This is a genomic window from Flammeovirga sp. OC4, from assembly GCF_000812565.1.
In the GTDB taxonomy this organism is placed as follows: Bacteria; Bacteroidota; Bacteroidia; order Cytophagales; family Flammeovirgaceae; genus Flammeovirga.
In genome coordinates this window covers 52,228-65,256 of the sequence record NZ_JTAM01000048.1, presented here as the reverse complement: position 1 = coordinate 65,256, position 13,029 = coordinate 52,228, and the positions used below count along the sequence as shown (strand labels likewise).

At 34.0% G+C, this 13,029-nt stretch carries 14 protein-coding genes; 8 read left to right on the top strand and 6 right to left on the bottom strand.

All coding sequences use genetic code 11. The features are described from left to right. Window positions 1-202: 202 nt before the first annotated feature. The gene (locus PL77_RS20490; protein ID WP_044209618.1) at window positions 203-562 is read right to left on the bottom strand and encodes a hypothetical protein; all 360 of its coding nucleotides are present in this window, start codon (window positions 560-562) and stop codon (window positions 203-205) included. A gap of 285 nt (window positions 563-847) precedes the next feature. Here PL77_RS20490 and PL77_RS20485 point away from each other — a divergent pair, with 285 nt between their 5' ends. Together PL77_RS20485 and PL77_RS20480 are read left to right on the top strand one after the other, a co-directional pair. Beyond that, a complete protein-coding gene (locus PL77_RS20485) occupies window positions 848-2,461 on the top strand; it encodes a glycosyltransferase family 39 protein (protein WP_172665914.1) in 1,614 nt (537 codons plus the stop codon). 1 nt (window position 2,462) lies between these two features. After that, window positions 2,463-3,038, top strand: a complete 576-nt coding sequence (locus PL77_RS20480; RefSeq protein WP_044209615.1) for a phosphatase PAP2 family protein — start codon at window positions 2,463-2,465, stop codon at window positions 3,036-3,038. A 341-nt stretch (window positions 3,039-3,379) separates the two neighbouring features. On the opposite strand, the gene PL77_RS20475 is transcribed toward PL77_RS20480, so the two are convergent. Genes PL77_RS20475 through PL77_RS20460 form a run of 4 tightly spaced genes read right to left on the bottom strand, consistent with a single transcriptional unit; the run spans window position 3,380 to window position 6,435 of the window. Then, window positions 3,380-4,219 (bottom strand): hypothetical protein, encoded by an 840-nt coding sequence (locus tag PL77_RS20475; RefSeq protein ID WP_044209611.1) that lies wholly within the window; start codon window positions 4,217-4,219, stop codon window positions 3,380-3,382. Next, on the bottom strand, window positions 4,197-4,997 hold the full coding sequence (locus PL77_RS20470) for an EI24 domain-containing protein (RefSeq protein ID WP_044209609.1): 801 nt from the start codon (window positions 4,995-4,997) through the stop codon (window positions 4,197-4,199). Before PL77_RS20470 ends, PL77_RS20475 begins: the two co-directional genes overlap by 23 nt. 1 nt (window position 4,998) lies before the next feature. Continuing rightward, the gene (locus PL77_RS20465) at window positions 4,999-5,598 is read right to left on the bottom strand and encodes a YigZ family protein (protein ID WP_044209607.1); all 600 of its coding nucleotides are present in this window, start codon (window positions 5,596-5,598) and stop codon (window positions 4,999-5,001) included. Then, window positions 5,599-6,435 carry a S9 family peptidase gene (locus tag PL77_RS20460; protein ID WP_044209606.1) on the bottom strand — a complete coding sequence of 279 codons (837 nt, stop codon included), beginning with the start codon at window positions 6,433-6,435 and terminating at the stop codon, window positions 5,599-5,601. Between the two features lie 750 nt (window positions 6,436-7,185). Here PL77_RS20460 and PL77_RS20455 point away from each other — a divergent pair. The 4 genes from PL77_RS20455 to PL77_RS20440 all read left to right on the top strand — a co-directional run bounded on the left by PL77_RS20455 (window position 7,186) and on the right by PL77_RS20440 (window position 10,673). Then, on the top strand, window positions 7,186-8,154 hold the full coding sequence (locus PL77_RS20455; RefSeq protein WP_082026654.1) for an SDR family NAD(P)-dependent oxidoreductase: 969 nt from the start codon (window positions 7,186-7,188) through the stop codon (window positions 8,152-8,154). Between the two features lie 8 nt (window positions 8,155-8,162). Further along, window positions 8,163-9,080 (top strand): AraC family transcriptional regulator, encoded by a 918-nt coding sequence (locus PL77_RS20450; RefSeq protein WP_044209602.1) that lies wholly within the window; start codon window positions 8,163-8,165, stop codon window positions 9,078-9,080. 232 nt (window positions 9,081-9,312) lie between these two features. Further along, window positions 9,313-10,134: an SDR family oxidoreductase gene (locus PL77_RS20445; RefSeq protein WP_044209601.1), complete on the top strand. Its 822-nt coding sequence runs from the start codon at window positions 9,313-9,315 to the stop codon at window positions 10,132-10,134. Between the two features lie 140 nt (window positions 10,135-10,274). Beyond that, window positions 10,275-10,673: a hypothetical protein gene (locus PL77_RS20440; RefSeq protein WP_044209599.1), complete on the top strand. Its 399-nt coding sequence runs from the start codon at window positions 10,275-10,277 to the stop codon at window positions 10,671-10,673. A 36-nt stretch (window positions 10,674-10,709) separates the two neighbouring features. On the opposite strand, the gene PL77_RS30900 is transcribed toward PL77_RS20440, so the two are convergent. Next, window positions 10,710-11,573, bottom strand: coding sequence for an SDR family oxidoreductase (locus PL77_RS30900; protein WP_052444597.1), 864 nt, complete (start codon window positions 11,571-11,573; stop codon window positions 10,710-10,712). Window positions 11,574-11,675: 102 nt separating this feature from the next. Between PL77_RS30900 and PL77_RS20430 the strand changes: the two genes are divergently transcribed. Together PL77_RS20430 and PL77_RS20425 are read left to right on the top strand one after the other, a co-directional pair. Beyond that, window positions 11,676-12,023, top strand: coding sequence for a helix-turn-helix domain-containing protein (locus tag PL77_RS20430; RefSeq protein ID WP_044209596.1), 348 nt, complete (start codon window positions 11,676-11,678; stop codon window positions 12,021-12,023). A 31-nt stretch (window positions 12,024-12,054) separates the two neighbouring features. After that, the gene (locus PL77_RS20425) at window positions 12,055-13,005 is read left to right on the top strand and encodes a hypothetical protein (RefSeq protein WP_156152457.1); all 951 of its coding nucleotides are present in this window, start codon (window positions 12,055-12,057) and stop codon (window positions 13,003-13,005) included. Window positions 13,006-13,029: the final 24 nt, after the last annotated feature.

Sequence of the window (13,029 nt, the reverse complement as noted above, 5' to 3'; positions counted from 1 at the left end):
AAAATCATTTTTTACGGCTCACTCCATGAAATTCTTTATGCTTTTCTCTTCAATGCCGAAGGAATACTACCAAACAAATTGGGTAGAATGTCCACTGGTACAAATGTTAAGATTTAGCCTCATTTGTGTCCTATAAATTCTCAGAAACCTCCTGATTTCTAAACACCCAAAATATCTAAAAACCTAGTTTACAGTATAAAACTTATAACTCTTTTGGAGCTGTAAAAACAATTTCAGCACTATCTTGACCAATAGGAATAATGTACAGTTCTTCAGGAATAGCATATTTTTCATCCGTCACTTTAGGATTTTCCTGTACTATCAAATTACCTATTACACCGGGTACAACATTTGATGTATCTTCATTTCCAAGAAAAATACGCATCAATCCAGCTTGATGAGATAGTTGTATAGTACCAGAATCTAATCCAGCAATATTCGCCTCTTCCCAATTGTAAACTAAAGTTACCTCTCTTGGTGGAATCTTATCCACATCATCAACACATGAAGATAAAACGATGCCTGTCAGTAGAGCGAATAGGAATGTTAATTTAAAATTCATATTTACTTTTTTCAAATTAGTAATGCTCAGTACCGAATTAGAATTCGATACCTAGTAGACCTATTTATTATGGGCTACAAATAGTATTTTATGATAAAAAGGCCTAATACTAAGACAATTTATCATTACTAAAAAACGATGAAATTGGAGGAGGAGTTCTAAAAACAACATTATTTAGTATTCCCCAAAAAATAACTTAATAAGGGCAATAAATAGTTAAGTTATTTTTGTTTCAATACTTAAGACTTTATTCATGAAATAAAGTACATTTGCAGCATGGAACAAATGAGTATTACAGAAAGTAGAGCAACTAAGATTGTTTTACGGATAATTGTTATCAGTTCCATTGTGCGTGCATTTATTGGGGGTACAATGGAGTTCAGTAATGACGAGGTTTATTATTGGACATATGCTTTATACCCAGAACTTAGTCATTTTGATCATCCTCCGATGGTCGGTTGGGTAATTCAGTTATTTACCTTAAATCTTCAATTGCCTTATGAATTATTTATGCGATTGGGAGGGGTTGTTTTTGCGGGTATAAACACTTTCTTAGCTTATAAAATTGCTTCAAAACTAAAAGACAGTATAGCAGGAATTTATGCTGCATTTTTATATACATCTTCCATTTATGCATCCATTTTAGCAGGTATTTTTATTATACCTGACACGCCACAAGTTCTTTTCTGGATGCTGAGTATTTACTTTTTATTAGAATCACTTCCGGTAGAAAAAATCGATAGTAGAGCGAGAAAAAACCTTTTACTAGCGGGCTTGATGATTGGTTTGGCAGGCTTGTCAAAGTACCATGGAGCTTTCATTGGTTTAGGAGTTGCTTTGTATGTATTGGTATGTGATAGAAGATGGTTTGCGGATTGGAGTTTATGGGGTGCAGGAGCCATTGCAGTAGTGTGTTTATTCCCTGTTGTGTATTGGAACTATGCGAATGATTTTATCAGCTTCACTTTCCATTCAGACCGTGTGACACCTACGTTGGAACTTAGATTGGATTATTTCTTTAGAGAATTTGGTGGTCAAATAGCTTATAATAACCCATGGAATTGGTACCTCATCGTAGCTGCTTTAGTGGGTATTGCGAAAGGTAAAAAAGTAATGGACAAGAAGTCATTGCAAGTCCTTTTATTCAATGGTTTACCACTTATCTTGGTGTTTACCTCTTTCGCTATTTTTAGGGAAACATTACCGCATTGGTCAGGTCCAGGGTATTTACCGCTGATTATTATCGCTGCGGTTTATTGGAGAGTAAAATTAATTGATAGTAAAGCGAGAAATGCTTGGAGACTTTGGAAACCGAAAAGAATTGTGGGTTCTACAACTTTCCTTGCAGTAGTGTTAGCATTAGCGTATTGGCTCATCAATTTTAGCCCAATCAACTTGGGGAAAACGAATTTAGAAGATCCTCACAACTTTGGAGAGTGGGATTTTACTCAGGATATGTATGGTTGGAGACAAATCAATAAAAAATTGAAGCCAATTATTGAAAAGGACGTTCAAGAAGGAAAAATGAAACCTAATGCCAAATTTGTAGGCTTTGAGTGGTTCCCTGGTACCCATATCGATTTTTATGTTGCACATCCTAATAATCACCCGATGATCATGATGGGGAATTGGGATCAGATTCATAAGTATGCTTGGATCAATCAATACAGAGGTGGATTAGAAAAAGGAGAGGACGTTTACTTTGTCAATGTGACCAATTGGGGCAGAGATGTAAACCGACAGTTTGCAGAATACTTTGAAGCGATTGAAGAGGCAGGAAGAGTAGAAGTGACAAGAGCAGGGAAACTGATGAGGTATGCCTATTTGTATCGTTTGAAAGGATATAAAGACAACTATCCTTTTCCAGATCCTTATGAAAAAACGCATAAAATAAATTAATATGGAGCCATTCGGTTGGGAAAGAGAATTATTTCTCTACTTAAATAGTCATCATACAACATTATCAGATACTTTTTTTTGGTGGATTACTACGCCTATTAATTCGTGGCCCTTATACTTGTTCATCATTATTTTTTCTTACTTGAAGTTTGGTTGGAAAAGAACAGTATTTTGGTTGGTAGGTTTAGGCATCGCAATTGGGTTAGCAGATGTGATTGCTTCTCAAATTTTCAAGCCTTTGGTCAATAGGCCAAGACCTACACATGATCCAGTAATTAAGGATATGGTACATTACCTTAATGATTACCGAGGTGGACCTGTAGGTTTTGTTTCTTCACACGCTTCAACCTCTATGGCTATCGCTTTGTTTTTCTTTTTAGAATGGCATAAACAAGTGAAGTGGTCATGGATCTTCTTTATTTGGACCGCTTTGTATTCTTATAGTAGAATTGCGGTAGGAGTTCATTTCGTTGGAGATATTTTTGGAGGGTGGCTTGTCGGAATATTGTCAGTTTACCTTGCTAGAGAAATTATTTATTGGGTACAAAACAAGTATCAAATTCACTTGGAGAAATAACCTGATTATTGAAAATAAAAGATAAGCCGATGCATGAAAGTGTATCGGTTTTTTTCGTTTTTATGCGTCTATGCTACTTAAAATGGGGTTTTGTAGTGAAAATGTAGTAATAAAAATGAATTAATGTGACTTGTAAATAGATGAAAATATCTGATAAGTTGACCATCTTTGAAGTGACGATAGATTAAAAAATAAGTAGAGCTTTATAAAAGCAAGTAATTCACATAGGCGAACTTTTTATAAGCTGAATAGGTGAACAAACAGGTAATTTCATTAACGATAACAACAAATTTCTTACAATTGAAAAACAAGTCAGGGTATTTGCCCTGGCTTTTTTTTATTTAGAAAGGAGTAACGTTATCATAATAGATATTATGGATCACTTGTTTGACAGGATTCTCATTTTCTCTATAGATCATCGAAATAGAACTGGGGTACCCCTCATCATTAAAAACCGTGCGGTAATCGATACTACTATTATTGACTCCTTCACTTGAACCTAGGTTTACTTTAGAGTTGGAAGTTGTGATATATTGAGTCAATGGAAATTCATCAACTTCATCTAATAAAAATAAAGTACTCACCGGGAGTATTGATGAAAATAGAGCAGTACCAAATGGACTGTATGAAAAGTTGATGATTGATGAAGGAGTACCGTTTGTCAGAGTTTCACCGTTATCAAAAATTCGTTTTACAGACAGTTCGCTCGATTCATATGTATAGTAACTGACTTGTTTCTTTTCAAAATTTTCGATGCTATAGATAAATTGGTTACTATGAAGTGCAGCCTCCACCAATAATACATTATCCTTATACATCAGCACTTTTGAAGCGTCTCTTGAAAAGGTATAAACTTTTTGGGTGATATTATTTTTCTTGATTTCTATTTTGGTGATGTTACCAATAGCATCATACTGAAATTCCAATACGATAATTTCATTATTGGTAAGGAGACTATTAATTGAAGCTATTTTATTTTCCTTATAGATAAATGTCAAGTTTTTAGGATCTTCTGGCTGAGGTTCCACAAGATTGTAAAGGAAACCTATTTCAGAAGGAATCAACTCTTCTTGAATGTCCACTTCAGGTGTATTTTCTTCATCAATAAAACTACATGAAGTGCTAAATAGAATAAGGAAAGAAAAAATGAAATAGTATTTATACTGTGTGTACGTCTTCATAGACATCAAGTTCTTTGAGAATAAGTCCACCAGCGGTTAGGCTGATGATAGGTGAAAAAATACCTCCTATTATAGGGACAAGTGACAGCAGACTTCCGCCAAAACCAATACTGATAGAAAGAGATTTATGATTAGTAATATAGTGCTTACTATCTTTCACCTTAATATCCCAATTTTCAAAAAAGTTGTCTACAATGTCAAATCCGCTATAATAACTATTAATAACTAAACTGATAAATAAGAAAATGGGCCCCACAAATGGGATAAAAGTAAATGGTAATAACAGTAATGTAAAGAAAATACTTTTGAGTGCATTGGGTAAGGTAATAGACCACGCCATCTTGAATAACCGACCTAAATCGAAATTACTGCTAGCATCTTTATCAAATAAAAGGAGATTGATTTTCTCTGTTAAGCGATCTAGAATAGGAAAGCTGAGTAAGTTCATCAGTGGTCCAAAAAGCAATAGACTGGTGATGAGTACAGGGATTTCAACAAAAAGAAAGAGTACCCAATACAGCGAGTTTTCGGAGCTTTGAGTATCCACAAACGGAATAGAATTTACTACTGAATGAAAGCTTTCAGTAGTTTGAACCCATTCCATAATTTGATGGCTTACGTACAATCCTCCTCCCAATAAAACGACAGAGAGCATTAAACCAAAAATACCAATGAACCAGAAAAAAGACATGAGGTTGTTCTTTTTAATAAAGCTGAAGGCATTGAGGTATTGCTGAAAACCTGTTTTGTAAATTCGGAAGGAGGAATGCTTTTTCATTTTATAATTCTTTAAAAATAAGTGCTTCTACGTCTTCAAGTTTTTCCTTTACTTGCTCGAAAAGGCTATCTCTTACTAAAAATTCAATGTGACATAATTCATCGAAACTTTGATTACCAAAGTCCAACTCATAATTTTTGGCCACTTTCATCACATCGTTCATCTCAGGATAAGCAAATGTGATTTTGATTTTTCGCTGTACAAATAACTCTTCAATTTCACCGTTTTCAAGAGCATCTGCCGCTGAAGTTTTATAGGCATGGATAAGACCGGGAACACCCAGCTTTGTTCCTCCAAAGTAACGAATCACGACAATCAAAGTATCCGTGACGTTAAAAGACCTTAGTTGTCCTAAAATTGGAAGACCTGCTGATCCACTGGGTTCACCATCATCATTGGCTCTTGTTTTACTCTTATCCGCTCCAATGATATAAGCATAACACCAATGTCTGGCATCATAATATTCTTTTCTATATCCTTTGACTATAGCCTTCGCCTCCTCTTCGGTTGTAACATGATGGGCTAGGGCAATAAATTTACTTCCTTTCTCTTTGTAGATACCTTCACTGGTACCTTTTAGGGTTAAATAGGCGTCTTCCATTTATTCTGAAAAATGATCTAAAACGTAATCAATTGCGGTTTGCATATTTTCTGACAAAGTATCCTCGGTCCAAGGGTGTTTTGTATTAAAAGTATGCGATGCTCCTTCAATTGTTTTACAGATAGATGCAGGGTTTAATTGATGTAAAAAGTCCATAGCTTTGATGGGTACAGTTTCATCCTGATCACCATGAATATGAAGAATAGGCTGCGTAACTGTTGGTAGTACCTTCATCATAGATAAGCGCTCTTCATGAGCATAATAATCTTCCACTGCTTGATAATACAGTGGTAATTCCTCATTGGTTCTTCCGTTGACTACATGAATTACACCTTCCTTCTTCCAATGTTCCACTGTCTCTTCTGAGAAAGTATTGACTTGAGGAATAGAAGCCAAAGTAGCCACCTTTTTGATACGCTCATCTTCGGCAGTTTTCAGTAAAACTACACCACCACCACGGCTATGTCCTAAAAGATAGAGTTTTGATAAATCAATGGTTCCAATAGGACATTCTTCACTATGCAACCAATCGATCAACACACCTAAATCATCCAATTCTTTGCTAAAATTATTATTACCAAAGGCTTCATGGTCCGTTACTTCAAAAGGGTAATCTACCGTAGTGCCATCAGAACTGAAGTTTAATTTGACACAGCAATAGCCATTGTTCGCAAATTGGTCAGCGATAACATTAAAGGCGCCCCAATCTTTGAAACCTTTAAAACCATGAACTAGAATGACAGTTGGCTTTTTAGTATGATTAGCAATCCATCTTGCGTCCGCCACAAAACGTCTGTTGTTATGCTTAGAGGTGAGTACAAATTCTATCTTTTTCATATTCAAAAATAGGAAAATCTTAATGCGGATAAAAGAATGAGAACTTTTCTATTCGCTGGAATTGAAAAATATTATGACTGACAAAAATCAAGAGAGCTGTTGTTTTTAAAGAAAACCATGTGCCAGTTTTTCAGCTAATAACATTGTAAATTTACGGATTAACCACCCCTTTTGTATTAGTACATTGTAAACTAAGTTTTCGAATATTTATGATTTTTAGAAATCAGGAGATTTCTGTTGATCTGTAGGACACGAATGCCGCTAACGCTTAACATTCGCGCCAGTGGCATTCTACCCAATTCGTTTGGCAGTACTTTCCTCGGCCTTGAAGGGAAAAGCGTTAAGAATTTCATGAAGTGAGCCGTTAAAAATGATTTTGCTGTTTGAGCTTTAGCGAGTTTAAAATCATTTAGGCGAGAGAAATGGAATTTAGCTTTTGACTTCAATGCCTTGAATTTTTTGCTTCTTTTTGTTTTAAGACAAAAACGAAGAAGAAAGACGTTTGAAAGTAGATCCTATCAATGCTTGTATAAAGGTCGATTGAAAGTTGACGATAATTTAGTTTACAATGTAATTAGGGGAATAAGAATGCTTTTTATGTTATTATTTGAAGTTTTGGTTGTAATAATAAGATAATCAATGAGGTATGAATCACCTCTTCAGTGAAATTGTTACAATTATCTGTAATTGTGTTAAGGAGAAAGCTATTAAAAAGAGGACCTTTGAATTAGACAAAAACAAAAAATAAAAATGGCAAATAAAAACGTAATCTTTTGTGATTCAAAGTATTTGGAAAAGGACCTAAGCGGTAAAACATATATAGTTACAGGAGCAAATTCAGGAGTTGGTTTCGAAACTACGCAGCAATTGGTAAAACAAGGTGCCCATGTAGTGATGGCATGTAGAAGAGTGGATGCAGGAAATGAAGTGGCTCAACCTTTTTCTACACTAAAAGGAAGTTATGAAGTAATCAAGTGTGACCTAGCAGATCTTCAATCAGTTCGTGATTTTGTCGATACCTTTCTTTCAAAGTATTCAAAATTAGACGGTCTAGCCTGTAATGCCGGAATGGTCAACATGGAGAATGCGCCGAAATATACCAAGGACGGTTTCGAAATCACTATGGCAGCAAGTTTTTATGGACATTTCCTTTTAACAGAATTATTATTAGAGACTTTAAAAAATACTATCAATTCCCGAATGTTGATCTTGTCTTCAGTGGTACATGCAGGAAGCAAAAAGAAGAGACATCAGCTTCATTTTGATGATTTAGAGTGGAAGAACAGAAAATACAATAATTTTGATGCCTACAGCGAGGCAAAACTGGCATCAATATTATATGCCAAAGAACTAGCAGAGCGATTAAAAGAGACAAGTGTGACTACTTATTCTGTTCATCCAGGCTGGGCAAGATCAAATTTCGGGTCAGGAGGTAATGCATTGATGAGAGGGATTATGGCACTTACAAAACCATTTGTGACCATGTTAAACTTCAGTGATAGTAGTTGGGAATCAGCACAAACATCATTACATTGTTTATTGTCTGATGAAGCTCCAAAGCATTCAGGAAGATACTTTAGCCAACATAGTGTACTATACAATGATAAAGAGTGTAGAAAAGGAGGTTGGCCCATGCAATCACCTAACCCGAATGCGGATAATATGAATGATGCTAAAAAATTGGTGGGAATAACAAGAGGGCTAGTAGGTCTAAATTAAAAAACGATATGTCTGATATTCTAAAAATTAAAAGTATTTCTCAGTTTCATGAAATATTAGGATTACCAGCTCCTGAACATCCTTTGATTAGTTTTATCCATGAAAAGGTATTGCATAGGGATGATTTGGATGAGTCATTGTTTGGTATACGTTTCTCTTCGTCCATGTATACTATTATGTACAAGGATAAGGTAAGTGGATCTTTAGGTTATGGTCGTAATTCATATGATTTTCAGGAAGGGACATTGATTTTTTCTAGCCCTAACCAAGTATTCACATCACCCGAAAAAGAGGATTTGAATGGACACGATGGTTGGACACTTGTATTCCATCCTGACTTACTCCTGAAATCCAATTTATCGGATCAAATGGATAGTTATACTTATTTTAACTATGAAGTGACTGAAGCACTTCACTTATCACAAAAAGAAGAGGAGTTTATATTTCATATCACCAAGCAAATACAATTAGAATATTCTCAGAACATTGATAAGCATAGTCAAAATCTTATTATCTCTAATTTAGAATTACTTCTTAATTATTGTATGCGATTTTATGACAGGCAATTTTATACTAGGTCAAATATGAATAACGATTTGGTGTCAGAGTTTGAATCAAAGTTAAAGTCGTATTTCAAATCTGAACAAATCATTAAAAGTGGTCTTCCTACTTCCAACTACTTTGGAAAAGAACTGAATATGTCACCTAACTATTTAAGTGATTTATTAAAAAAAGAAACAGGCAATGGTATTAAGGAACATATTGATGCCTATGTCGTAAGGAAGGCTAAAAATATACTATTAAGTTCAAGTCAATCTGTTGGTGAAATAGCTTTCAGTTTAGGTTTTGAATATCCTCAGAGTTTTACGAGGATGTTCAAAAAGAAAACAGGCTATAGCCCCAATGAATATAGAGCAATGAATTAATCAAAAAGCTTGACACCTACTCAAAAGAATAAGGAAGGGTGTCCCCTTAAATCAATCAATAAAAGGCCTTTCACTTTCATGAAAATGAAGTTTGGGCCTTGTTCCTCGCATCAAAGAGTTCAAGTAAAGTGAGAATTCAAGGCTTATAAAAATGTAATTTGGTAGTTGATGAAAACTTAGTTTACAATGTACTTGATGTGGAATTTTTTAATTCAGATTAACCATAGTTTTGATGGGAAAAACAATATTAATCACGGGTTGTAGTACCGGAATTGGCCGTATGACAACCAAATATTTTCATCAGAAAGGGTGGAATGTGGTAGCAACAGTTCGATCAAACCTTGAAAAAGATGAAGAGTTAAATGCATTAGAAAATGTACTTGTTGTGACCTTGGATGTTACGAAGGAGGAAAGCATTAAGGAAGCTGTAACTACAGCCATTGATTGGTTCGGAAAAATTGATGTATTGGTCAATAATGCCGGATATGGCGCTTATGGGCTTTTGGAGTCAACCCCTGAAAAGGCTATCAAAATGCAATTTGATGTAAATGTATTAGGAACGTTATTAGTTTCAAAGCATGTTATTCCTCATATGAGAAAGGAAGGCGAGGGAACAATCATCAATATATCTTCAATGGGAGGAAAAATAACATTTCCGTTAGGTACATTATACCATGGTTCCAAATTCGCCGTAGAAGGAATGTCAGAAGCATTATCTTTTGAATTGGAGGCTTTGGGAATAAAGCTGAAAATGATTGAACCAGGAATGATCAATACTAATTTTGAAAAAACAGTAATGAGAAACCTCTATTTTGATCTGTCACTTCAAGAATACGGAGAATTTGTTCAAAGGGTATTATCAGGGATGAAGTATATAGGAAGCAGTAGATCTGAACCTATTATCGTCGCAGAAAAAATATTTGAAGCAGCTACAGATGGAAAAAAGCAGTTAAGATACATCGCCGGTCCAGATGCTGAAGAAATTATTACCACACGAAAACAATTAGATGATGATGCATATATGGCAATAATGAAACAGCAAATGGGGCTATAGATGGATAGAGTAAGTCGTGATTATATATCCGCCTAGTTCGTGTAAAAACGGACTAGGCTTTTTTGTCTTACATTTATTTTGGTAAACAACATTGCTCTACATTAAAGACTTTCCTATCTTAAAGTCTCAATAGCAAACTTATGATAAGATTTATTTTTGTATCGATCTTTTTATTTACTTCTTACAGTAATTATGCTCAATCACATACATCATTTCTTGATTCTTGTTCGATTGATTCCTTCAATGGAGAAGAAGTATATGAAATAGTAGATGAGCCAGCAGAATACCCAGGAGGGATGGGAGTCTTTTTTAAGACAATAGGTAAGTACATGAAAATTAGTGATAAATATAAAAAAATGGGGTACTTAAAAGTTTATATCCTATTTATCATTGATCCCAAAGGTGAAATAGTTTATCAATGTTCAAGTGATGGAACAACGCTCCCTTTAGAATATTTGGAGAGATGGAAACCGGGAGTTATGAAAGGTGAAAAAGTGTATGTGAAGATGATTTTGCCAATTAAAATAAAGTTAGGGTAACGAAGGGCTCAAGCTTATCAACTTGAACCCAATTTTTTATCTAAAATTTTCGATTGTAAGTTGAGGCTCTCCTAGTTCTAACCAAGTAGCTCCAGCCTTAAACTCTTCTTTATAATTAGAAAAAAAGTGAGCAATTTGACCAGCTTTTTTAGCCTCTCTATTAAACATACCAATTCCTTTCAAAAGCCAAATTGGTGCTAGTTCAACTTTAAGCTGAGGAGTGAAAGTTTGAGCATATCTTTCAAGAGCCTCCTTAAAGGTGATGGCATTTTTTCCTTGCATAATATAATCTTTTGTGAGCTCATGGTCGGAATTCATTACAGCATTAGAAATCATTTTTCCTAAATCTTTTCCAGCCAGCCAAAAGAACGGATGATGCAGTGATTTGAACCCTTGTAATTTATTGTCTTTGTGCATAGCGTATTCCATTACATCCATTATCCAAGAACAGTGAAAAAAAGTAACAGGAATATTAGATTCCTTCAGTAATTGATATCCTTTTTTTCTGAATGAATTGATAAACAAATCACCACCTTGTGCAAATTCAGGATAAACAACAGTAATTGCTGAGACATGGAAAATACGTTTAATAGCCTTTTCCTTGGCAATTTTAATTACGTTTTGAATACCATGTACTTCAGGTTGGAAAGTAGCATTAGCATCAGTTGTTGATAGATTTAAGTAAATAGCATCAACGTCACTGAATAAATTTCGTAGACTTTCAAGGTTTTGTAAATCACCCTTTAATACCTCTATTTCTTTTGGAAATTCAGAATTGTTTTTGACTTTATCAGGATTTCTGACAAGAGCTTTGATATAAATTCCTTTTTTAAGGAGCTCATTATAAGTGAAAGGAGCCAAATTTCCAGTTATCCCAATAAATGCGATCTTTTGAATCATAATTGTATGTATTAGTTTCTTCAAAAGTATTACATTTACTATATTATGTATAGTAAGTATTTAATAAATAGTACTATACAAAAGTATAGTAAACAGTAAATTATGAAACCTTCTAACATCCCTGATTGCCCTGTCTCTACCATTTTAGCTATTAATGACTGCCTTAATATTTTACAAGGAAAGTGGAAAGTTCCTATTATTGGAGCACTACTATTTGGCCCTAAAAGGTTCAAAGATCTGGAAGGCATCATACAAAAAATAACGCCTAGAATGCTATCAAAGGAGCTGAAAGAATTGGAATTAAATAATATCCTGAAGAGAAATATTTATGATACCCGTCCCGTAAGAATAGAGTATGAGTTAACGTCATCGGGCTACAACTTAAAACCCTTGTTAGAAGCAATGGTAGAGTGGGGAGATAATCATAGAAAAGAAGTGATTGAAGATTAAAACAGGTAATTGAGAATTAAAGTAGCAAACTATGAAATTATTCTTCTTACAAACTGTCATTACAATACTTCTATTAATGAGTAACACCTCATATTCTCAGGTTATAAAATTAGATTCATTGGACCTCGAAAAAATAAGAGCGATTGATGAATTATTTTATGAATACTATAGAATACCGATATCAGATCAACAAAATAAAGTTTTGATCAATAGAAAAATTAAGGCCTATCAAGCATTTTTAAAGAATAATAAAGGTTCTTGTTATACACCTTATGTATTGTATAAATTAGGTGTCTATTCCAAATGGAATCAAGAACCTGAAAAAGCAGTAAAATACCTAAATAAAGTCATCACTAGAACAACAGATTTTACCTATAAAGTAACTGATACTTATCCAATTTTAGTGTATTGGCAGAATAGTTCTCTTCGTTATTCCTTTGAGTATAATTTACCGAAAGTCAAACACAAATCATATTATACTTTAAGTAGCATATGTATTGAAAATAAGCAGTTCGAAGAAGCTTTAAGTTGTTTAGATTCTGCCGATTTATATCCAACTTTAACGCTAGATTGTCTCGGTGATGAAGTTTCTTTTAGAAATGATAAAATTGAAATTTATTATGGTTTAAAAGACTATGAAAAAGTAAATGAATTACTACAATACCAATATTTTGATCTTATGTTTGAGGAAGCAGGTACCAATAATATTATAGCTGGTCAAACACTAAAAGAAATATATTCTAAAGCATACTTGAAAAAGCATTTTATAGACCCGATTCAGAATATAAGTGATGTAAAAGAAGATTTCTCTCTTCTAGGTGAAAAACAGGCCCTTTGGGATAATTTGTATATTTATTATTCAGATGAGACTGATAAAGTGAAATCAATCAAAGAATTAAACGAAGTATTGAAAATTTGTAAGAGAGATCTGATTTCTTCTCATTTATATAAAACTATTGAAGAATATGTTTATAGTAAATGAAATTTTAGTGATTTATTCTTCTCC